Source organism: Ramlibacter algicola (genome assembly GCF_016641735.1).
Classification (GTDB): Bacteria; Pseudomonadota; Gammaproteobacteria; order Burkholderiales; family Burkholderiaceae_C; genus Ramlibacter; species Ramlibacter algicola.
On sequence record NZ_JAEDAO010000001.1, the window covers coordinates 2,637,621 to 2,658,355 of the forward strand.

Consider the following 20,735-nt stretch of genomic DNA (forward strand, 5'->3'; position numbering starts at 1 on the left):
GGTGGCGGCCGCGCTGCAGCGAGCCTGGCTGCATCGCGGCGCGGTGGCGGTGCTGCTGCTCCCGCTCGCCCTCCTCTATCGCTTGCTGGCATCGTTCCATCGCTCGCTCTTCCAATGGGGCGTGCGAACCGCCTGGCGCGCGCCCGTGCCGGTCGTCATCGTCGGCAACGTGGTGGCTGGCGGCGCGGGCAAAACGCCCGTCGTGATCGCCATTGCACGCCACCTGCGGAAGCGCGGCATCTCATCTGGTGTCGTCTCCCGCGGCCATGGGCGTGACGGCGACGCGGTCCTCGAGGTCACGCCGGACACCGATCCCAGGCGCTCCGGGGACGAACCCTTGCTCATCGCGCGCTCCGCGGCGGTGCCCGTGACCGTCGCCGCACGGCGCCAGGAGGCCGTGCAACTGCTGCTGCGCCGCCACCCGGACGTTCGCGTGGTGCTGGGCGACGACGGCTTGCAGCACCACGCGCTCGCACGCGACCTGGAAATCGTCGTGTTCGACGATCGCGGCATCGGCAACGGGTGGCCCCTGCCCGCCGGGCCGCTGCGCGAACCGTGGCCGCGCCCTGCCGACCTGGTGCTCCGCACGGAAGGCGCGCGCGGCATCGAGGGATTCACCGTGCGGCGCCAACTGGCGGGGACCGCGCTCGGTTCCGATGGACGCACGATCGACCTGCAGTCGCTGCGCACCCGGCGCTGCATCGCGGTCGCCGGCATCGCGCAGCCGCAGGTGTTCTTCGACATGCTGCGCGCCCGCGGCGTCGGGCTCGCAGCGACCGTCGCCCTGCCCGACCACGACCGCTTCGACAGCCTGCCGGCCGGCCTGGACGATCGCGACGCGATCGTGCTGTGCACGGAGAAGGACGCGGCCAAGCTTTGGAAGCTTCGGCCCGATGCGCTGGCGGTGCCGCTCGAGGTGGACATCGACCCGGCGTTCTGGCGTGCACTCGATGCGTGGCTGGATGCACGGCTATCATCGACGCATGGATCCCAAGCTGCTTGAGTTGCTGGTCTGCCCCGTCACCAAGGGGCACCTCGACTACGACCGCACCCGGCAGGAACTCGTCTCGCGCAGCGCACGCCTGGCCTACCCGGTCCGCGACGGCATCCCGGTGCTGCTCGAGGACCAGGCGCGGCCCCTGAGCGACGAAGACCTCGAGCGGCACCCCGCGCGCACGCCGTTGGCCTGAGTGCGATTCACCGTCCTCATTCCCGCCCGGCTGGCCTCCACGCGGCTGCCTGACAAGCCGCTCGCCGACATCGGCGGCAAGCCGATGGTCGTGCGCGTCGCGGAACAGGCGCGCGTCTCGGCTGCCCAGCGCGTGGCCGTCGCCACCGACAGCGAGCGCATCGCCGACGCGTGCCGCGCGCATGGCGTCGAAGCCGTGCTCACCGCAGCCAGCCATCCCTCTGGCACCGACCGCCTCGCCGAAGCAGCCGTGGCGCTTGGCCTGGCCGGCGACGACCTCGTCGTCAACGTGCAAGGCGACGAGCCGCTGATCGAGCCGTCGCTCATCGACGCCGTGGCACGCGTGCTCGACGCCCATCCCGGCGCCGCGATGGGCACCGCGGCGCACCCGATCCAGTCGGTGGCCGACTTCGTGAACCCGAACGTCGTCAAGGTCGTCACCGACGCCAGCGGCCTCGCCCTCACCTTCAGCCGCGCGCCGCTGCCCTGGTGGCGCGACGGGTTCGCCGCCGGCGTCGATCGCCTGCCGGACGATCCCGCGCCGCTGCGCCACGTCGGCATCTACAGCTACCGCTGCGACTTCCTGCGCGCGTTCCCGGCCCTGGCCCAGGCGCCGATCGAGCGCACCGAGGCGCTGGAGCAGTTGCGTGCGCTGTGGCACGGCCATCGCATCGCGGTGCACGTGAGTGCCGCGGCGCCCGCGCCCGGCGTGGACACGCCCGAGGATCTCGAGCGCGTGCGCGCGCTGTTCGGCTCGGCGCGCGCGTAAGGTCCCCGAAGGGGTGCGTGCTATCCTCGACCGAGAGAGGCGCGAAGGCCCGCGCCAATGAAAGCGGGCCTGCAGCGCCCGCCCCCCAGAGACCATCCGAGGACATCCATGAGATTGATCTTGCTGGGCGCGCCAGGCGCCGGCAAAGGCACCCAGGCCGCGTACATCTGCGAGAAGTACGGCATCCCGCAGATCTCGACGGGTGACATGCTGCGCGCAGCGGTCAAGGCCGGCACGCCCCTCGGGCTGGCCGCCAAGAAGGTGATGGACTCCGGTGGCCTGGTCAGCGACGACCTGATCATCGGCCTGGTGAAGGAACGCCTGGCGCAGCCGGATTGCGCGAAGGGCTTCCTGTTCGACGGTTTCCCGCGCACGATCCCGCAGGCCGACGCGATGAAGGACGCAGGCGTCAAGCTCGATTACGTCCTCGAGATCGACGTTCCCTTCGAAGCGATCATCGAGCGCATGAGCGGCCGCCGCTCGCACCCGGGCTCGGGCCGCACGTACCACGTGAAGTTCAACCCGCCCAAGGTGGAAGGCCGTGACGACGTCACCGGCGAGCCGCTGATCCAGCGCGACGACGATCGCGAGGACACGGTGAAGAAGCGCCTGGAGGTCTATGCCTCGCAGACGCGCCCGCTGGTGGACTACTACTCGAACTGGGCCAAGGCCGATCCGGTCAACGCGCCCCGCTACCGCGCCATCAGCGGCATCGGCACCGTCGAAGAGATCACGGCGCGCGCCCTGCAGGCACTCGCCGGCTGATCTCGCTCAGGCGGCCGCCAGCCGCAACTGGAGTTCCACCCGTGCCTGCACGGGCGTGAGCGGCAGGGTCTCGAACTCCGCATCGCGGCCGCCATCCACCACCAGTCCTTCCGCGCACCGCGTGGTGCGCACGACGCGCACCCCACGCGCACTCGCCTGTCGCAGCGCGGCGGCCAGCGCGTGGTGCACGGTGCCGTTGCCCGTCCCCGCCACGACGAGGCCACGGACGCCGTCGCGCACCAGCGCATCCACCTGGCGCGCATCGGCGCCGGCGTGGCTCATGACGATCGCGACCCAGGGCCACTCGGCGTTCGGCAGTGACATCGAAGCCGCGGGCGCGACAGGCCAGTCGCGGGACGGGCGCCAGCGCGAATCCTCGACGTAGCCGACCACGCCCTCGCCGGACTCGAACGGATCGAGGCGGTAGGGATGCACCTTGCGCAAGCCCACCGCGCCGTGGACGCGGCCAGCGCACGCGAGCAGCACGCCATGGGCACCGTCTTGTGCGGCGATGAGCAACGCGTCGGCGAGGTTCTGCGGTCCATCGGGCGACAAGGCGGTGGCAGGACGCATCGCGCACGTGAGCACCACCGGCTTGCTCGCCGGCACGCAGCGGTGCAACACGTACGCCGTCTCTTCCAGCGTGTCGGTGCCATGGGTGACGACCATGCCGCGCACGTCCTCCTGCGCAAGCGCTTCGCTGCAGCGAGCCACCAGCGTGGCCCAGACCTGCGGGTCCATGTCCTTGCTGTCCACCTGCGCGATCTGCTCGACGTCCACGCGAACGCCTCCCGGCACGGGAATGCCGGCCAACAAGTCGCCCACCGGGACTTCGCCCGAGCGGTAGCCGACGTGGTCCTGCGGGCCTCGCCCGCGCCCGGCAATCGTGCCCCCGGTCCCCAGAACAACGATCCGATCCGCCATCACTTGCGCTCTTTCACGAAACTGGTTAAAAATACAGGCACTGGATGGACACCCAGTGACAGCCCGCAGGAGGCCCCGATGATCGAGACGCCCAAGCTCACCGCCCGGCAACAGCAGATTCTGGACTTGATCCAGTCCGCCATCGCGCGCACTGGCGCGCCGCCCACCCGCGCGGAAATCGCCGCGGAACTGGGGTTCAAGTCCGCCAACGCCGCCGAGGAACATTTGCAGGCGCTGGCGCGCAAGGGCGTCATCGAACTGGTGAGCGGCACCTCGCGCGGCATCCGCCTCAAGAGCGACACGCTGCGCTCCATCCACGAATCGCGCTTCAAGCAGTTCCCGCTGCCGCTGCAAAGCCTCGCGCAGCTCGCGCTGCCCCTCGTCGGCCGCGTGGCCGCAGGCTCGCCCATCCTCGCGCAGGAGCACGTCGACCAGACCTACTACGTCGAGAGCAGCCTGTTCCAGCGCCGCCCCGACTACCTGCTCAAGGTGCGCGGCATGTCGATGCGCGACGCCGGCATCATGGATGGCGACCTGCTCGCCGTGCAGTCCACGCGCGAAGCCAAGAACGGCCAGATCGTCGTCGCGCGACTGGGCGACGAGGTCACCGTCAAGCGCTTCAAGCGCAACAAGCACCTGATCGAGCTGCATGCCGAGAACCCGGACTACCCGACCATCGTGGTCGAGCCGGGCGAACCGTTCGAGATCGAAGGCCTCGCGGTCGGCCTGATCCGCAACACCATGCTGATGTGAATCCGTCCGGGCGGCCGCAGGTGGCGGGCGTATGGCGCGAAGGGCGCCATCACCCTGCACCGCCCGGTGTTCCAACCAATCTCGCCTGTGTTCCGAACCTCGAACCAGCAGGAGAGACGACATGGGATGGACGATCTGCACTTTTGCGCAGCTGTGGGCACCGCTGCGCCGGGCCTGGGGCGCACTGCGCGGCGAGCCTCGCACGCGCCGCTTGCACGTGGTGGGTACCGGTGGCCTGCACATGCAAGCAGGCCACGCGCACGTGGCGTGGCCCGCCGCCAATGCGCCCACGCTGCGGCCGGTGCGCGTGCTGCGCGTCGTCGACGCCGCGCATCCGCGCACGACCGCGGGCCGCATGGTGATCTCCGGCCGCATGGCGGACGTCTGCGCCGAACTCGACCGCCTCGCGGCGCTGGAAGCCGCCGCCGCCTGACGCCGCCGCGCCAGCCTCAGCGCGCAGCGCCGGCCAGGTAGTCGGACTTGCCCAGCTCGACGCCGTTGTGCCGCAGGATGGCGTACGCCATCCCCACGTGGAAGAAGAAGTTCGGGATGGCCCAGTGCTTCAGGTAGGCCTCGCCCTTCATCGTGCGGGTCGTCTCGCGGCCCACCGGGAAGGTGATGTCCTTGTCCTCGGTCCCGTCCAGCCGGTCGGCGGGCACGCTCTCCAGCCAGGCGAGCGTCTTCGCGATGCGCGCCCGCAATTCCTCGAACGTCTTCTCGTTGTCCTCGAAACGCGGCGCCTCCACGCCGGACAGGCGAGCGACGCAGTTCTTGGCCGCATCGCAGGCGATCTGCACCTGGCTCGTGAACGGCAGCATGTCCGGCGCGAGCCGGAAGCTGGTGAGGTTCACCGGGTCGAACTTGCGCGCCTGCGCGTGGGCGGCCGCCTTGTCGAGGATGTGGTCGAGGTTGCGCAGCGTGTTGCGAAACGTCGGGACGCTGGCGCTGGACATCGTGATCGGCATGCAGTTCTCCTTGGGGTCGAGCCGGACAGTGGTAGCGCGATGCTAGCCGCTGCCCGTCCGTCCGCGGCCGCACAGGCACAATGCCGGCATGAACATCGTGATCCTCGATGACTACCAGGATGCGGTGCGCAAGCTGCATTGCGCTGCCAAGCTCGAAGCCTACCCGGCGAAGGTCTACACGAACACCGTCAAGGGCATCGGCCAGCTGTCGGTGCGCCTGCGCGATGCCGACGTCATCGTCCTGATCCGCGAGCGCACGCACATCACGCGCCAGCTGCTCGAGAAGCTGCCGCGGCTCAAGCTGATCTCGCAGACCGGCCGCGCCGGCCCGCACATCGACATCGACGCGTGCACGGAACGAGGCATCCCCGTCACCGAGGGCCAGGGCTCGCCCTATGCGCCGGCGGAACTCACCTGGGCGCTCATCATGGCGTCGATGCGCCGCCTGCCCCAGTACATCCAGACGCTCAAGCACGGCGCCTGGCAGCAGTCGGGCATGAAGTCCGCGTCCATGCCGCCGAACTTCGGCCTCGGCGTGGTCCTGCGTGGCAAGACGCTGGGCATCTGGGGCTACGGGAAGATCGGCCAGCTGGTCGCCAGCTATGGCCGCGCCTTCGGCATGCGGGTGCTCGTGTGGGGCCGCGACGGCTCGCGCTCGCGGGCCATGGCTGACGGCCTGGAAGTCGCCGAGACCCGCGAGCAGCTGTTTGCGGAGAGCGACGTGCTGTCGCTGCACATCCGGCTCAACCCGGAGACGGCCGGCATGGTCAAGCTCGAGGACTTCAGCCGCATGAAACCCACCGCGCTGTTCGTCAACACGTCGCGCGCCGAGCTGGTGGAGCACGACGCCCTGATCGCGGCCCTCAACCGCGGGCGCCCGGGCATGGCGGCGGTGGACGTGTTCGAGAGCGAACCGATCCTGCAGGGGCACGCCCTGCTGCGGCTGGAGAACTGCATCTGCACGCCGCACATCGGCTACGTCGAGCAGGAGAGCTACGAGATGTACTTCGGGCAGGCGTTCGACAACGTCGTGAACTTCATCGAGGGCAACCCGACGAACGTCGTCAATCCGGCGTCGTTGCAAGTGCGCCGCTGAGGCGCCGCGTCACTCGCGCGAACCGCGCGAAGGGGCCGCCAGTGCCGGGTCGATCTCCGGCAGGTCGAAATCCAGCATGGCACCGTTCGCCGGTGCCGCCGGGGCCTCGTCCAGGTTCAGGTCGAGGTCCAGCACCACGCCCTGCCCGTCGGCTTCGTCGTTGCCGGACTGGCCCGTCGACAGCGGGTGGATCGACGTGTGCGAGAACCCTTCGGCCCCGAAGTCCGAGTTGCCGCCGACCAGCTCGCTCGCATCCTCGTGGAAGCCGCTGTGGGAGCCAGTGTCCGTCAGCACCTGCTGGCCGATGTGGTGCAGCAGGAGGAGCTCGCGGTAGGCCTGCAGGCTGAAGGCCTGGGCGCCGTCCTTGCTCGGGCCGCGGAAGATCGACTCCTCGATGACGTCCAGCACGCGGCGCGCGGGCCACAGCGCGACGATGCGCTGCATCGCGTTGTCGTAGGCCTCGATGCCGGCGTTTTCCAGGCTGTAGTTGTCGAACTCGGGCACCTTCGCGTTGAAGCGGCGCTGGAATTCGCGCCGCACCCACTCGAAGTCCTCGCGCCGGCCCAGCCGGTGGTAGATCTCGACCAGGTCCAGCCACGCGACGGCGCTGGTCTCGGGATTGGCCTGGATGTGGCTGCGCAGGACGTCGATGGCGCGGTCGTATTCACCGAGCGACGAGAAGAAGTCGGCTTCCTGCTGCACGTCGTGCAGTTCCTCGGCCTTCAGCGCGCGGGTGCCGGTCTGGCTGGGCTGGAAGTCGCCGTCGGTGCGCGCGCTGACGTGCAGGGGCGCCTGCATGGTGGGCGGTTGCACCGGGTCGGGGTGAACCATCGGCTCGGGTGCTTGCGACACGAGGCGCGAGCGCGGCTTGCCGGGCGCGTCGTCCTCGTCCTCGCCCGGCTTGGACGGCTCCGCGCGGGCGACCACCGGCGCGGCCTCGGCGCCCGCGCGCGGACGGCGCGCATCCCGGTCGCTGGCCGGGTCGCGCCACCAGTTGGCGGCCGCGGCCTCCTGCATGCGGCTGGTCTGCCGCCACAGGAAGGCCATGAAGCCCGCCATGACGGCGACCAGCGCGAGCAGCACGTAGACCAGCGGATTCGAGTAGCGCTCGTTCTCGGCGCGCACCAGTTGCGCGTGCAGCTGCAACATCGTCGAGTCGTTGCGCTGCAGGAACTGGCGCATGTCGCGCAGGTCGCGCTCGATGGCCTGCAGGCGCGCCGCCTGCCGCAGCGATTCTTCGCTGGGCGGCGCCGGCTCGCCCAGGCCGACGGGGACATCCAGCTTGAGGCGATCGCGGGGCCCTGCCGAAGGCGCCGGCGTGGCCGCAGCTTGCGGATTCACGGTGGCCGGCTGCGACGGTGCGGCCGGCTGGGCGGCTGCAGCGGCTGCCTTGGGCTTCGGCGCGGCCTTGCGCTTGGGCGCTCCCGGCTTGGGCGCGGCCGGCTTCGCCGCATCGACCGTCCCGGGCTGCACGCTGGGCAGGCCCCGGCTCATGGACAGGTTCAGCGGCGCGGCGTTCGCGGCGGCTTCGGCCGCTTCGGTGCGCGCCGTCGCCGGCAAGGGACGCGACTGCTCCGCGGCCGGATCGGGCTCGGTGAGCAGGACGAGCCGGCGCGTGAAGCGGCTGCCGCATCCCAGTTGCAGGTAGACGGTGACCACCGGCTCGTTGATCGCGGACATCGCCCGCACGCGCACGGCCGGGCCGCGAGGGGTGCTCTGGAGCTCGGTGCTGACGCTGGAGGGCGCGACGCGCAGGTCGCCGTAGAAGACGTCCGCCTCGGCGCACTCGGGGGCGGCATCGCCGGCGCCTTCGAGCACCAGGGGAACCATGAGGTCCAGCGGCCGGCCGATCAACGCCGGACCCTGCGGGCGGCCGACGGTGGCCGCGTCCACGGCAGCGGCCAGGCAGGCCACAAGAGCCAACGCTGCGCATCGGTACGGCCGGATGAGCTTCATGGACGCCTCATTCTTGCACAGCAGGGCTGAAACGCGAGTGAAAAACGGTGCCGGATAATCCCTCGATGCACACTCCGTACGACATCGTCGGCGTCGTCGGCACCGGGGCGATGGGCCGCGGCATCGCCCAGATCGCCGCCCAGTCCGGCTCGCGGGTTCGCCTGTTCGACACGCAAGCCGCCGCGCTCGACCGCGCCGTGAAGGACATCGGCGCGCAGTGGGATCGCCTCGTGGACAAGGGCCGCCTCGACGCCGCCCAGGCGCAAGCCGCCCGCGAACGCCTGCTGCCCGCCACCACCCTGCAGGACCTGCGCGACTGCGGCCTGGTCGTCGAAGCCATCGTCGAGCGGCTCGATGCCAAGCAGTCGCTGTTCCGCGACCTCGAGGCCATCGTCGGCCCCGACGCCGTGCTGGCGACCAACACATCGTCGCTCTCGGTCACCGCGATCGCCGCCAGCCTGCAGCGCCCGCAGCGATGCGCCGGCTACCACTTCTTCAACCCCGTGCCGCTGATGAAGGTGGTCGAGGTCGTCTCCGGCGTGCGCACCGATGCGGCGGTGTGCGACGCGCTGGCGGCATATGCGCGCCACATGGGCCACACGCCCGTGCAGGCGCAGGACACCCCCGGCTTCATCGTCAACCACGCGGGGCGCGGCTATGGCACCGAGGCCCTGCGCATCGTGGGCGAAGGCGTGGCGGACTTCGCCACCATCGACCGCATCCTGCGCGACCAGGTCGGCTTCAAGCTCGGGCCGTTCGAGCTGCTGGACCTCACCGCGCTGGACGTGTCGCACCCGGTGATGGAATCGATCTACCGGCAGTACTACGACGAGGCGCGCTACCGCCCGAGCGTCATCACCGCCCAGCGCCTGGCCGGCGGCCTGCTCGGCCGCAAGACCGGCGAGGGCTTCTATCGCTACGTCGATGGCAAGGCCCAGGTGCCGACCGAACCCGCGGCGCCGCAGGTCGACGAGATCCCGCCCGTGTGGGTGTCGACGCGCGCCGCGCGGCGTGCGGAGCTGTACCAGCTGCTCAAGGACCTCGGCGCGAAGATCGAGACCGGCCAATCGCCCTCCCCGTCCGCGCTGACGCTGGTGGCACCTCTGGGTTTCGACATCACGACGGTCGCGGTCGTCGAGCGGCTGGATCCCGCGCGCACGATCGGCATCGACATGCTGGTCGAGGACGCGGCCACCAAGCGGCGCGTCCTCGCCACCAACCCGGCGACGCGCACCGACATGCGCGACGCCGCGCATGCGCTGTTCGCCCGCGACGGCAAGGCCGTCAGCGTGATCCGCGACTCGGCCGGCTTCGTGACGCAGCGCGTGGTCGCGGCCATCGTGAACATCGCCTCGGACATCTGCCAGCAACGCATCTGCACGCCGAAGGACCTGGAGACCGCCGTCACGCTCGGCCTCGGCTACCCGATGGGGCCGCTCGCGATGGGCAACCGCTGGGGTCCCGCCAACGTGCTCGAAGTGCTGTTCAACATGCAGACGGTCTATGGCGACCAGCGCTACCGCCCCAGCCCCTGGCTGCGGCGCCGCGGCGCCATCGGCCTGTCGCTGCTGCAGGAAGAGGCCTGACGGCCCTCAGGCCGAAGCGTCGGGCGCGCGCAGGCCGCGCAGCCGCCACCAGAACGCGGCCGCGCCGGCGGTCAGCGCCAGCAGCAGGCCTGCCAGCGCAACCACCACCGGGTTGAGGCGGCTTTCGTCCTGCGCCTGCGCGAGCCGGGCCTGCAGGTCGTTCATCTGCTTCTGCTGACGCTGCGCCTGGTCCATCGCCTGCAGCAGGTCGTCCTGGCGCGCCGCCACCTGGGCCTGCAGCGCGGACGCCGGTTGCCGGATGCGGGCGCTGAACGTCGCCTCGGGCGTGGGGGGCCAGGCGAGCGTCGTGCTCAGGCGCAATTGCGGCGAGCCCACGTCGATCGCTTCCGCCGCGCTCGATGGCGGCACGGCCGCCAGGGCGGCAAGCCAGGTCACGATGCAGGCGAAGGCGTGGCGGCTCATGGGCGGGATTGTGCCGGTCGCGCCCGCATCCGGCCTTGCTATCCTCCGCCGATGCCCGCCGAACTGAAAAGCACGAGCCAGGGCGGCACCATGGTGCTGACCATCAGCAATCCCGAGATGCGCAACGCGCTCGGCCCCGAGATGTACGCCGCCGGCGTCGAGGCGTTCAATGCCGCCGAGAGCCACCCCGAGGTGCGCTGCGTCGTCATCACCGGCGAAGGCAGCTCGTTCTGCGCCGGCGGCAACCTGCAGCGGCTGCTGGCCAACCGGCAGCAGCCGCCCGAAGTGCAGGCCCGCAGCATCGAAGGCCTGCACGACTGGATCGAGACGATCCGCAACTTCCCCAAGCCGATCATCGCGGCCGTCGAAGGCCCGGCCGCCGGCGCCGGCTTCTCGCTCGCGCTCGCCTGCGACCTGGTCGTCGCGGCTTCCGATGCCGTGTTCGTCATGGCGTACACCACCGTGGGCCTGTCGCCCGACGGCGGCGCCACGTGGTCGCTGGCGCGCGCTCTGCCGCGGCAGCTGGCGAGCGAACTGCTCTTCACCGGCGAGCGCATCGGCAGCGAGCGGCTGCAGGCCCTCGGCCTGGTCAATCGCGTCGTCCCGCCCGGTACCGCGCTCACCGAGGCGCTCGCGCTGGCCGAGCGCCTGGGGCAGCGCGCGCCGAACGCGCTCGCAAGCGTGAAGGAGCTGCTCAACGAGGCCGGGGCCGCGTCGCTGCACGACCACCTGGCTTCCGAACGCGACCACTTCGTGCGCAACCTGCACCACCCGAACGCGGGCGAGGCCATCAGCGCCTTCCTCGACAAGCGCAAGCCGCGCGGCTGAGCCGCGCGGGAAACCCTGACCGGCGACGCGGTCCCGCACGGGACAATCGGCGGGCGCGCAGTCACTGACAAGACAGCCCATGGACGAACCCATTCTTACGATCGAGGAGCGCGAGGCGATCAACGCGGGGCGCTGGTTCTCCTCCCTCTCCCCTTCACTGCGCCACGACATCCTCCGATGCGCCTACGTCAAACGCTTCAAGGACGGCGACCTGATCGCCGCGCGCGGCGATCCGCCCGAGGACTGGATCGCGTGCGCCAAGGGCGCGGTGCGGGTGAGCTCGACGTCGATCTCGGGCAAGCAGATCACGCTGACCTACGTCGAGCCGGGCATCTGGTTCGGCGACGTGGCGATCTTCGACGGCGACCGGCGCACGCACGATGCCTATGCGCACGGCGACACCACGATCCTGTGCGTCGCCAAGGCCGACTTCCGCAAGATCCTCGCCTCGCACGTGGAGCTGTACGAGGCGATGCTGCGGCTGCACGCGCGCCGCATCCGGCAGCTGTTCGGCCTGGTGGAAGACCTCAACACGCTGCCCCTGCGCGCGCGGCTCGCCAAGCAGCTGCTGCACCTGGTGCGCAGCTATGGCGTGCCACAGCTGGCCGACGGCAGCGAACTGCGCATCGGCCTGCAGCTGGCGCAGGAAGAACTCGCGCAGTTGCTCGGCGCCTCGCGCCAGCGCGTCAACCAGGAATTGAAGGCGATGGAACGCGAGGAAGTCATCCGCATCGAGCCGGGCGGCCTGGTCGTGCGCAACCGCGACGCCCTGATGCGCATCGTGGAAGCCGACAACACCTAGAACACCATGGCTGATTACGACCATTTCGTGGGCACGCGCCCCGTCTCCGACAAGCACGCCTTCGACACCGCCGCGCTCACCGCCTGGCTCGAAGCGAACATGCCCGGCTTCCGCGGCCCGCTCACCGTCTCGATGTTCAAGGGCGGCCAGTCCAACCCGACGTACAAGCTCGACACGCCCGGCGGCAGCTACGTCATGCGATCCAAGCCGGGTCCCGTCGCCAAGCTGCTGCCGTCGGCCCATGCGGTCGAACGCGAGTTCACCGTCATGAGCGGCCTTGCCGGAACCGATGTGCCGGTGCCCAGGATGCACTGCCTGTGCGAGGACGAATCGGTGATCGGCCGCGCGTTCTATGTCATGGAGTTCATGCAAGGCCGCGTGCTGTGGGACCAGGCGCTGCCGCAGATGGACAACGCGGGCCGCGCGGCCATCTACGACGAGATGAACCGCGTCATCGCGGCGCTGCACACGGTGGACTTCCGCGCGCGCGGCCTGCAGGACTACGGCAAGCCGGGCAACTACTTCGAGCGCCAGATCGGCCGCTGGAGCAAGCAGTACAAGGCCTCGACCGATGGAGCCGGGCCCATGAGCCAGCCGATCGAGGCGATGGAGCGGCTGGTCGAATGGCTGCCCGCGCACATTCCCGCCGCGGGCCGCGACGAATCCAAGGTGTCGATCGTCCACGGCGACTTCCGCCTGGACAACCTGATGTTCGATGCGACCGAGCCGCGCGTGATCGCCGTGCTGGACTGGGAGCTGTCGACCCTGGGCCATCCGCTGGCCGACTTCAGCTACCACTGCATGGCCTGGCACGTGCCGCATTCGATGTCGCGCGGCATCGGCGGCCTGGACCACCAGGCCCTGGGCATCCCGACGGAGGACGAGTACATCCGCCGCTACTGCGACCGCACCGGGCTGGCCACGGTGCAGGACCTGAAGGCGGACTGGAACTTCTACATGGCCTACAACATGTTCCGCATCGCGGCGATCCTGCAGGGGATCGCCAAGCGCGTGGAGGCCGGCACGGCCTCCAGCGCCCAAGCGGCCGCCTCCGGCGCCGGGGCCCGGCCGATGGCCGAACTCGCCTGGCAATTCGCGCAGCGCGCCTGATCCGAACTCCTCACGAAAGGGATTCCATGGACTTCGAGTACTCCCCCAAGACCCGTGAACTGCAGGCCAAGCTGCTGAAGTTCATGGACGACCACATCTACCCGAACGAGAAGACCTACGACGAGCAGCAGGACGCGAACACCAAGGCGGGCAACCGCTGGAAGCCGCTGCCTATCATCGAGGAGCTCAAGCCCGAGGCCCGCAAGGCGGGGCTGTGGAACCTGTTCCTGCCCGTCGACAGCGCGCACGCCTCGGGCTACGAAGGCGCCGGCCTCACCAACCAGGAATACGCACCGCTGGCCGAGATCATGGGCCGCGTGCCGTGGTCGCCGGAGGTGTTCAACTGCTCGGCGCCCGACACCGGCAACATGGAGACGCTGGCGCGCTATGCGTCCGACGAGATCAAGGCCAAGTGGCTCAAGCCGCTGCTGGAAGGCGAGATCCGCTCCGCCTTCGCGATGACCGAACCGGAGGTGGCCTCGTCCGACGCGACCAACATCGCGACCCGCATCGAGCGCCAGGGCGACCACTACGTGGTCAACGGCCACAAGTGGTGGATCTCCGGCGCCGGCGACCCGCGCTGCGCCGTCTTCATCACGATGGGCAAGACCGACCCCGACGCCCCGCGCCATTCGCAGCAAAGCATGATCGTCGTGCCCGCGGACACCCCCGGCATCCGCATCGTGCGGCCGCTCAACGTCATGGGCTACGACGACGCGCCGCACGGCCACATGGAGATGTATTTCGAGAACGTGAAGGTGCCGGCCGGCAACATCCTGCTGGGCGAAGGCCGCGGCTTCGAGATCGCCCAGGGCCGCCTCGGCCCGGGCCGCATCCACCACTGCATGCGCCTGATCGGCCTGGCCGAACGCGCACTCGAGCTCATGTGCCGCCGCGCGCTGTCGCGCGTTGCCTTCGGCAAGAGCGTCGCGCAGCAGACGGTGACGCAGGAACGCATCGCCGAAGCGCGCTGCAAGATCGACATGGCGCGCCTGCTCACGCTCAAGGCGGCCTGGATCATGGACATGGCCGGCAACAAGGTGGCCCGCACCGAGATCGCGATGATCAAGGTGGTCGCGCCGTCGATGGCCTGCCAGGTGATCGACTGGGCCATGCAGGCCCACGGCGGCGGTGGCATGTGCGACGACTTCCCTTTGGCGTCGGCCTACGCGCACGCGCGCACGCTGCGCTTCGCCGACGGTCCGGACGAGGTGCACCGCAACGCGATCGCCAAGTGGGAGCTGGGCAAGTACGGCAGCTACGGCCGTGACGCCCAGGCCGCGGTCACCCGCGGCAGCTGAAAGCGGCCTTCAGGCCTTGAAAGCGCCCAGCGCGCTTTCGCACGCGCTGTGGAAGACCTGCGACGCGTGCTGCAGCACGGGCACCTGCGCGGCGCCCTGCTGCATGCGCAGGTAGGCCTTGCCGCGCAGCAACATCATCATGAATGGCACCGTGGGCTCGGGCGCGGGCGCCGGCCATTCGAGCAGCTGGCGCACCAGGGCCGAATCGAACCAGGCCAGCGCGTGCTCACGCGTGTCGGCCAGGATCGAATAGCGGTCCCAGAACACGCGCGGGGCGCTTTCCCAGCCCACCTCCTGGTACATCGCCAGCCAGCGCATTTCCTCCGGCAGGCTGCTGTCGACGCTGGTGCGCAGCGAATCGGTGTAGTGCGAGTACGCCTGCTTCTCCAGCGTGTTCTTCAGCGGCCGGTTCATGAGCACGACCGCGACGTCCGGGTCCACCCCCAGCTCCGCGCGCGCCCGCAATTCCTCGCCCTGGATGTACTTGCGGCTCGGGCGGCCGACTTCCATCTTCCACGGCTTGCCGCCGACGTCGCCTTGCAGCTGGAATGCGGCACCGCTGGCCGTGAACGCGAACCCCTGCGTGGCGGCCCATTCCGACATCGGGCCCAGGGCGGCGGCCTCGGTGGCGGCCGCCGTCGCCTGGGGCCTGGCGTCGCGGCTGAAGGCCTTGCGGAGCTTGTCGAACATGTCGCGCCCGGTCGAACTAAAGTGGCGCGATTATCGAAGCAAATCAGGATGGAGTGCTTGCCATGATCGACGTCTACAGCTGGCCGACACCGAACGGCCACAAGGTCCACATCATGCTGGAGGAGTGCGGCCTGCCCTGGCGCGCGATTCCCGTGAACATCGGCACCGGCGAGCAGTTCAAGCCCGACTTCCTCGCGATCAGCCCGAACAACAAGATCCCGGCACTGGTGGATCCCGATGGACCCGACGGGGAGCCGATCTCGCTGTTCGAGTCCGGCGCGATCCTGGTGTACCTGGCCGGCAAGACAGGCCGCTTCCTGCCGGCCGACGTGCGCGGCAAGTACGAGGTGCTGCAGTGGCTGATGTTCCAGATGGGTGGCGTGGGCCCGATGCTCGGACAGAACCACCACTTCCGGCAGTACGCGCCCGAAAAGCTGCCCTACGCGATCGACCGCTACACCAACGAGGCGCGGCGGCTGTACGGCGTCATCGACAAGCGCCTGGCAACCAGCAAGTGGCTCGGGGGCGACGACTACTCGATCGCCGACATCGCCACCTGGCCGTGGCTGCGCAACTGGAAGAACCAGGGCATGGAACTGGCGGAGTACCCGCACCTGCAGGCCTGGTTCCAGGCGATCGAGGCGCGTCCGGCGGTGCAGCGTGGCGTGAAGGTGCTGGCCGACCTGCGCAAGCCGATCACCGACGACAAGAGCCGCGAAGTGCTGTTCGGCAGCACCCAGTACGCGCGGCGCTGAGGGCGCCTGCCGCCGTCAGCGGCGGCGGAACACGTGCACGTAGCGGCCGCCGTCGTCGCGCTGCTCCAGCAGCGCGTGGCCGGTCATGCGGGCGAAGGCCTGGAATTCGGCGAGCGTGCCCTTGTCGGAGGTCAGCACCGTGATCTCCGACCCCGCGGGCAGCTTGTTCAGCGTGCGGTACAGCCGCACGAGTGGCACCGGGCTGGGCAGGGCCCGCATGTCCACCACCTCGCCGGGCTGCACGCCCGGTCCGTCGAGGTCCATCGCGTCGGAGACGAACTCCTGCTCCTGGTTGCTGAAACGGGCCATGGACGCATTATGGGTGCGGGCGCACGCCGTGCAACACGTCGCAGCGATTCGCTCCGCCCGACGAACGCGGAGTGCCCGAGGACCGGCGGCGACGCAGTGGACGCGTCCCGTGAAATCGGTCCTCGCCGCGCCGCACGCCGCTTGCTACCTTCGCGGCCATGCATTCCCCGCGTGCCCATGGCGCTTCATTCCCCGACACGATGCCGAGCGACCTCGACCTGGACGTCGAGGCCGAGCGCGTGGTCGGTCCGCTGCACGGGTACCACGTGGCGTGCTATTCGGTGCCGGCGGACGAAGGCTTCTTCGCCTACGCCAAGGTCTACACCGAGCCGCTTTCGTGCGTATGGAACACGCCCTCCCCCGTCGCCAAGTACGCGGCCGGCCCGTTCGCCACCGGCGACCTCGCCATCGAGGCCGTGGTGCAGAAGTGCGACCTCGACCTGCGCCAGCGCGTGTCGAAAGCCAACCGCCTGATGCGGTGGCTTGCACGCGCCGGCCGCGGCCCGGCGCGGTCCTGACTCGCCTGACGCAAATGGGCAACTTGTAACTCGTCGCTGACAGTTTTGTTCTTGGAGCCGACGCTTTTCGTCATCTACGATCGTTTCAGGCTGCATGGCGGCCAGAGAAGAACCCGAGGAGAAGACGTGGCGGCGTTCCTGAAGTGGTTGGGATCCAGTGGTGCGTGGATCCGCTCCTTGCAGTATGAATTGCCGGTGGTCCAGGAGCCCGCCGTCAGGCCCGAATTGCGCCACTGGTGCGCGCTGGCCGGGGGCCTGGCCCTGATCCTCTCGCGCGCGACGGCACAGGACATCGAATCGAGCCTGCGCACCACCCGCGCCGTCTACCGCCAGTTGCGCAAGTGCCTGCAGGCCGGCGAGGCCCCCCGCGTGGCTTCGCGCCTGCTGTCCCTGCTGGCGGATGAAATCGACGCGGTCGCGGACCCCATCACCAAGGCTGCCTGCCGGCGCTGCATGCGCAAGCCGAAGGCGCAAAGCCCGTCGGAAGCCGCCCTGGCCCGCGCGACCGAGTCCACGGGCGGCGGCGGCATAGATCGCCACCGGGGCCAGGACTTCGAGGACGTGGAGACGCAACTCAGTCTCGACGTGTTCTCGAAGCGGTCGCATGCCTTGCGCCGCACCGTGGCGGGGGCGCGCCGCCCAACCGACACCTGATCGCTGGCCTGCCCGGAGAGACTCGAACTCCCGACCTGCTGCTTAGAAGGCAGCTGCTCTATCCAGTTGAGCTACGGGCAGGTCTTCCGATTGTCTCAGACCACCCTCGAGCACGCGAGGGCCGCGCGCCCGGGTTCAGGCGCGCCGGGCCAGCGGGTCGTCGTTCTCCGCCGACCCGTGCCGCAGCACGCGGCGTGACACGCGCTCGCGCAGGCGCCAGCGGGCCGCGTCGGCCAGCATGTGGCCCGCCCAGCGGTACACGTTGAACTCGCGCACGGTCGATCGCAGGCTGGCCATGCGTTCGCGCTGTTCCGCGGGCGGCATGGTCAGGGCGCGGTGCAGCGCATCGGCGACTTCCTCAACGTGGTACGGGTTCACGACCAGCGCCTCGGGCAGGTCGCGCGCCGCGCCGGCGAACCGGCTCAGGACCAGCACGCCCTGCTCGTCGTCACGCGCGGCGACGAACTCCTTGCACACCAGGTTCATGCCGTCGTGCAGGCTGGTGACCAGGCACGCATCGGCGGCGCGGTACAGGCGCGTGACCGCCTCCGGCTCGTGGTGCTGCGCGAGCAGCCGCACGACGCCGCGCCCGCCGGCGGAAAAGCGGCGGTTGATGCGCTCGGCCAGCGCGTGGATGCGCTGCTGGAACGCCTGGTATTCCTCCAGCGACGCGCGGGTCGGCGCGGCGACCTGCACGAAAGTGAAGGTGTCGCGCCACTGCGGGTACTTCTCCAGCAGCCGCTCCACGGCGTGCAGGCGTTCCAGGATGCCCTTGGTGTAGTCGAAGCGGTCGACGCCGACCGCGATGCGGTGGTCCTCCGGGATCCCGAGCGTCGCACGCACCTGCGCGCGGCACGCTTCCGGCGTCGCCCAGGAAGCCAGCGTCGAGGCCGTCGGCCATTCGATCGAGATCGGGTACGCGGCCACGAAGGTCTGCTCCCCGCGGAACGACACGGTGGAGTGCTCGTGCTCGATGCGCGCTTCGAGGTAGCGGTCGACCGACTCGAGGAAGTTCTTGCCGTGCGTGGGCGTGTGGAAGCCCATGATCGTGCTGCCCAGCATGCCTTCCAGCAGCTCGTCGCGCCACGGGCAAATGCCGAACGATTCCGGGTTCGGCCAAGGGATGTGCCAGAACGTCAGGATCGTCGCGCGCGGCAGGCGGCTGCGCACCATCGCCGGCAGCAGCGCGAAGTGGTAGTCCTGCACCAGCACCACCGGGTCGTCGCTGCGCGCCTCCGCCACGACGGCGTCGGCGAACCGCTGGTTGACCTCGCGGTAGTGCCGCCAGTCGGACTCGCGGAACACCGGCCGCACGTGGGCCACGTGGCACAAGGGCCAGAGGCCTTCGTTGGCGAAGCCGTAGTAGTAGCCCTGTTCCTGCTCCTCGGTGAGCCAGACCCGGCGCAGGCGGTAGTCGTCCTGGCCAGGCGGCAGCGACACGCGGTCGTGGCGGTCCACCACGTCGCGGTCCGCGCTGCCACTGCCGTGCGCGATCCACGTGCCGGAACAGGCGCGCATCACGGGCTCGACGGCGGTCACGAGGCCACTGGCCGGACGGCGCACGACGATGCTGCCCGCGGGGTCCTGCTCGTGGATATAGGGCTCGCGGTTGGACACGACGAGGATCTCGTCGCCGCGCAGCTGCGTGCGCAGCAGCGACTGCAGCCGCGCCGCGTCCCAGCCGGTCTCGTGCGTCGCCGCGCGCCGGTATTCGTCCTCGAGGTCGCGCAGCCTGGTGCGCACCTCGGCGGCGAGCGGCGCCAGTTCGCCGCCGCCGTCCAGCGGCCGCAGCAGGCCCTCGCCGCGCAGCAGCGCGCGCGTGCCCTTGATCCAGCCGCGCCAGCTCAGTTGCGCGACCGCCATCGTCACCAGCGCGATCAGCACGCCGAGGCCCGTGATCAGCAGCACCAGGTAGCGGCGCGTGTCCTGGCTGCGGCGCTCGATGAAGCTGAGGTCGTGCAGCAGCACCAGCTGCCCCACCGGGCCCGACTCGGCGCGGACCTCGTGCAGGCTCAGGTGGACCGGCCCGCCGTCCAGGCGCAATGCCGGATCCGCTTCGCCATTGAGCCGGACGGCCTGGGCGCAGGTGACGTCGGGCGGGAAGGACGGCGTGCGCACCAGCATCTCGCCCATGGGCGAACACCAGCCGATGGCGACCAGGCGCTCGTCCTGCACGGCGCGGCCGAACAACGCGCGCAGCTTGCGCCCGTTCGGTTCGCGCAAGGCGTCGGCCACGGATTCGGACAGTGTGTTGGCGACGAGTTCGCCGCGCAGGTCGAGGTCGCGCGCGAACCAGCGCAGGGTCAGGCGGTCCACGACCGGCAACGACAGCCACGCGGTGATCGCCAGCACGAGGATGAGCGGGACCAGGAAGCGCAGCTGCAGTTGCAGGTTCTTCATCGTCGTTCCCGGTTCTTGCGCCAGATCGCCAGCAGGATCAGGCCGTAGGCCATCAGGCGCGGAACGTAGAACAGCGGCTCATTCTCGCTCGCGAACGGCACCAGCGCGAGGGCGACGCGGTCCGCGGACTCGATCCAGAACGAGATGGCGAACAGCAGGAAGAAGCGGTCGCGCGTGCGCCGCCAGAAGCGGAAGAAATACAAGCCGGCCACCAGCCAGCCGGCGGCAATCGCGCCCGCAAGCACGTCCTCCATCAGTCCTCCTCCCAGATCAGCCCGAACAGCAGGAGCAGGACGGCGGCGAGTCCCACCCCGAGGCGCCACATGCGCAGGTCCACTTCGACTGCCCACACGACCTTGTCGGCCAGCAGCAGGATGTTGTTGACGGTCAGCAAGGCGAACGAGGACGCGGCCCAGAACAGCAGGCGCACCTTGTTGCTCACGTATCCGCGCCAGAGCAGCACGGTGCACAGCGCGCTCGTGATGGCGCACAGGGCATAGATCAGGGGGGCCATCAGCGCTCCTCCTTCTTCCAGCGGAAAGCGTCGGCGAACTGGCGCGCGCGGCGCTCCAGTCGCGAATGGATGATTTCGGTCACGGCGACCAGGTGGGTCGAATAGGTCTGGGCGACTTGCTCGAGCAGCGCGCGCAGGTCCTCGTCGGCGGGCGCGTAGATCCACGCGTTGCCGCGCAGCGTCGCCACGCCGGCGTCGCCCAGGGCGCGCAGCACGGCGGCGGCGTCGGCTTCGGTGACGTACAGGCGGTGCGCGACCGCGGCCGGCTCCCACGCGCGGGACGCGTCGGAACGCAGCAGGAGCAGCGCCTCGAGGTACGGGACCGACGGGACCGCGGCGAGGATGTACCGCCGCACATCGTCGGGGATCGGTGTCGTCGTCATGGATTGTTCTTGGCGGCCGACCGCGCGCGATACGGACCGTTGCAC

The 20,735-nt window shown here is 69.9% G+C and carries 25 protein-coding genes and 1 tRNA gene; 15 read left to right on the forward strand and 11 right to left on the reverse strand.

Annotated elements, in window-relative coordinates; translation table 11 throughout:
• The first annotated feature begins 1 nt into the window (after nt 1).
• The 4 genes from lpxK (at nt 2) to adk (ending at nt 2,723) form a co-directional block, all read left to right on the forward strand.
• A complete protein-coding gene (gene lpxK, locus I8E28_RS12770; RefSeq protein WP_200788433.1) occupies nt 2–1,003 on the forward strand; it encodes a tetraacyldisaccharide 4'-kinase in 1,002 nt (333 codons plus the stop codon).
• Nucleotides 984–1,190, forward strand: coding sequence for a Trm112 family protein (locus I8E28_RS12775; RefSeq protein ID WP_200788434.1), 207 nt, complete (start codon nt 984–986; stop codon nt 1,188–1,190). Before lpxK ends, I8E28_RS12775 begins: the two co-directional genes overlap by 20 nt.
• Nucleotides 1,191–1,958, forward strand: coding sequence for a 3-deoxy-manno-octulosonate cytidylyltransferase (kdsB, locus tag I8E28_RS12780; protein WP_200788435.1), 768 nt, complete (start codon nt 1,191–1,193; stop codon nt 1,956–1,958).
• A 108-nt stretch (nt 1,959–2,066) separates the two neighbouring features.
• Nucleotides 2,067–2,723: an adenylate kinase gene (gene adk, locus I8E28_RS12785; RefSeq protein ID WP_200788436.1), complete on the forward strand. Its 657-nt coding sequence runs from the start codon at nt 2,067–2,069 to the stop codon at nt 2,721–2,723.
• Nucleotides 2,724–2,729: 6 nt separating this feature from the next.
• Here the strand turns inward: adk and I8E28_RS12790 are convergent, their stop codons facing one another.
• Nucleotides 2,730–3,647, reverse strand: a complete 918-nt coding sequence (locus I8E28_RS12790; RefSeq protein ID WP_200788437.1) for an asparaginase — start codon at nt 3,645–3,647, stop codon at nt 2,730–2,732.
• 78 nt (nt 3,648–3,725) lie between these two features.
• Between I8E28_RS12790 and lexA the strand changes: the two genes are divergently transcribed.
• Nucleotides 3,726–4,400, forward strand: coding sequence for a transcriptional repressor LexA (gene lexA, locus I8E28_RS12795; protein ID WP_200788438.1), 675 nt, complete (start codon nt 3,726–3,728; stop codon nt 4,398–4,400).
• Nucleotides 4,401–4,521: 121 nt separating this feature from the next.
• On the forward strand, nt 4,522–4,833 hold the full coding sequence (locus I8E28_RS12800) for a hypothetical protein (RefSeq protein ID WP_200790471.1): 312 nt from the start codon (nt 4,522–4,524) through the stop codon (nt 4,831–4,833).
• Nucleotides 4,834–4,849: 16 nt separating this feature from the next.
• Here I8E28_RS12800 and I8E28_RS12805 read toward each other — a convergent pair whose 3' ends face one another.
• The gene (locus tag I8E28_RS12805) at nt 4,850–5,365 is read right to left on the reverse strand and encodes a DUF1993 domain-containing protein (RefSeq protein WP_200788439.1); all 516 of its coding nucleotides are present in this window, start codon (nt 5,363–5,365) and stop codon (nt 4,850–4,852) included.
• A gap of 88 nt (nt 5,366–5,453) precedes the next feature.
• On the opposite strand from I8E28_RS12805, the gene I8E28_RS12810 reads away from it, so the two are divergent.
• Nucleotides 5,454–6,461 (forward strand): D-2-hydroxyacid dehydrogenase family protein, encoded by a 1,008-nt coding sequence (locus tag I8E28_RS12810; RefSeq protein WP_200788440.1) that lies wholly within the window; start codon nt 5,454–5,456, stop codon nt 6,459–6,461.
• A gap of 9 nt (nt 6,462–6,470) precedes the next feature.
• Here I8E28_RS12810 and I8E28_RS12815 read toward each other — a convergent pair whose 3' ends face one another.
• Nucleotides 6,471–8,417: a type IV pilus assembly protein FimV gene (locus I8E28_RS12815; RefSeq protein WP_200788441.1), complete on the reverse strand. Its 1,947-nt coding sequence runs from the start codon at nt 8,415–8,417 to the stop codon at nt 6,471–6,473.
• Between the two features lie 65 nt (nt 8,418–8,482).
• Between I8E28_RS12815 and I8E28_RS12820 the strand changes: the two genes are divergently transcribed.
• Nucleotides 8,483–10,003 carry a 3-hydroxyacyl-CoA dehydrogenase gene (locus tag I8E28_RS12820; protein ID WP_200788442.1) on the forward strand — a complete coding sequence of 507 codons (1,521 nt, stop codon included), beginning with the start codon at nt 8,483–8,485 and terminating at the stop codon, nt 10,001–10,003.
• Nucleotides 10,004–10,009: 6 nt separating this feature from the next.
• On the opposite strand, the gene I8E28_RS12825 is transcribed toward I8E28_RS12820, so the two are convergent.
• Complete coding sequence (locus I8E28_RS12825) at nt 10,010–10,426, reverse strand: hypothetical protein (RefSeq protein ID WP_200788443.1); 417 nt, start codon at nt 10,424–10,426, stop codon at nt 10,010–10,012.
• A gap of 51 nt (nt 10,427–10,477) precedes the next feature.
• Here I8E28_RS12825 and I8E28_RS12830 point away from each other — a divergent pair, with 51 nt between their 5' ends.
• The 4 genes from I8E28_RS12830 (at nt 10,478) to I8E28_RS12845 (ending at nt 14,467) form a co-directional block, all read left to right on the forward strand.
• Nucleotides 10,478–11,254 (forward strand): oxepin-CoA hydrolase, alternative type, encoded by a 777-nt coding sequence (locus I8E28_RS12830; RefSeq protein ID WP_200788444.1) that lies wholly within the window; start codon nt 10,478–10,480, stop codon nt 11,252–11,254.
• A 79-nt stretch (nt 11,255–11,333) separates the two neighbouring features.
• The gene (locus I8E28_RS12835; protein ID WP_200788445.1) at nt 11,334–12,056 is read left to right on the forward strand and encodes a Crp/Fnr family transcriptional regulator; all 723 of its coding nucleotides are present in this window, start codon (nt 11,334–11,336) and stop codon (nt 12,054–12,056) included.
• 6 nt (nt 12,057–12,062) lie between these two features.
• Nucleotides 12,063–13,166 (forward strand): phosphotransferase, encoded by a 1,104-nt coding sequence (locus I8E28_RS12840; RefSeq protein ID WP_200788446.1) that lies wholly within the window; start codon nt 12,063–12,065, stop codon nt 13,164–13,166.
• Between the two features lie 26 nt (nt 13,167–13,192).
• On the forward strand, nt 13,193–14,467 hold the full coding sequence (locus tag I8E28_RS12845; protein WP_200788447.1) for an acyl-CoA dehydrogenase family protein: 1,275 nt from the start codon (nt 13,193–13,195) through the stop codon (nt 14,465–14,467).
• Between the two features lie 9 nt (nt 14,468–14,476).
• Here I8E28_RS12845 and I8E28_RS12850 read toward each other — a convergent pair whose 3' ends face one another.
• The gene (locus I8E28_RS12850; RefSeq protein WP_200788448.1) at nt 14,477–15,157 is read right to left on the reverse strand and encodes a hypothetical protein; all 681 of its coding nucleotides are present in this window, start codon (nt 15,155–15,157) and stop codon (nt 14,477–14,479) included.
• A 62-nt stretch (nt 15,158–15,219) separates the two neighbouring features.
• On the opposite strand from I8E28_RS12850, the gene I8E28_RS12855 reads away from it, so the two are divergent.
• On the forward strand, nt 15,220–15,912 hold the full coding sequence (locus tag I8E28_RS12855) for a glutathione binding-like protein (RefSeq protein ID WP_200788449.1): 693 nt from the start codon (nt 15,220–15,222) through the stop codon (nt 15,910–15,912).
• Between the two features lie 15 nt (nt 15,913–15,927).
• Here I8E28_RS12855 and I8E28_RS12860 read toward each other — a convergent pair whose 3' ends face one another.
• Nucleotides 15,928–16,221, reverse strand: coding sequence for a sulfurtransferase TusA family protein (locus tag I8E28_RS12860; protein WP_200788450.1), 294 nt, complete (start codon nt 16,219–16,221; stop codon nt 15,928–15,930).
• Nucleotides 16,222–16,379: 158 nt separating this feature from the next.
• Between I8E28_RS12860 and I8E28_RS12865 the strand changes: the two genes are divergently transcribed.
• Nucleotides 16,380–16,739, forward strand: a complete 360-nt coding sequence (locus I8E28_RS12865) for a hypothetical protein (RefSeq protein ID WP_200788451.1) — start codon at nt 16,380–16,382, stop codon at nt 16,737–16,739.
• Between the two features lie 51 nt (nt 16,740–16,790).
• The gene (locus I8E28_RS12870) at nt 16,791–17,393 is read left to right on the forward strand and encodes a hypothetical protein (protein WP_200788452.1); all 603 of its coding nucleotides are present in this window, start codon (nt 16,791–16,793) and stop codon (nt 17,391–17,393) included.
• Between the two features lie 4 nt (nt 17,394–17,397).
• Here I8E28_RS12870 and I8E28_RS12875 read toward each other — a convergent pair.
• From I8E28_RS12875 to I8E28_RS12895, 5 genes are all read right to left on the reverse strand, one after another.
• Nucleotides 17,398–17,474, reverse strand: a tRNA-Arg gene (locus tag I8E28_RS12875).
• Nucleotides 17,475–17,528: 54 nt separating this feature from the next.
• Nucleotides 17,529–19,793 (reverse strand): alpha,alpha-trehalose-phosphate synthase (UDP-forming), encoded by a 2,265-nt coding sequence (locus tag I8E28_RS12880; protein ID WP_200788453.1) that lies wholly within the window; start codon nt 19,791–19,793, stop codon nt 17,529–17,531.
• Nucleotides 19,790–20,047: a DUF5985 family protein gene (locus I8E28_RS12885; protein ID WP_200788454.1), complete on the reverse strand. Its 258-nt coding sequence runs from the start codon at nt 20,045–20,047 to the stop codon at nt 19,790–19,792. The genes I8E28_RS12880 and I8E28_RS12885 overlap by 4 nt, the downstream gene beginning before the upstream one ends.
• A complete protein-coding gene (locus tag I8E28_RS12890) occupies nt 20,047–20,307 on the reverse strand; it encodes a DUF5985 family protein (protein ID WP_200788455.1) in 261 nt (86 codons plus the stop codon). Before I8E28_RS12890 ends, I8E28_RS12885 begins: the two co-directional genes overlap by 1 nt.
• Nucleotides 20,307–20,690 carry a hypothetical protein gene (locus tag I8E28_RS12895; RefSeq protein ID WP_200788456.1) on the reverse strand — a complete coding sequence of 128 codons (384 nt, stop codon included), beginning with the start codon at nt 20,688–20,690 and terminating at the stop codon, nt 20,307–20,309. The genes I8E28_RS12890 and I8E28_RS12895 overlap by 1 nt, the downstream gene beginning before the upstream one ends.
• Between the last annotated feature and the right edge of the window lie 45 nt (nt 20,691–20,735).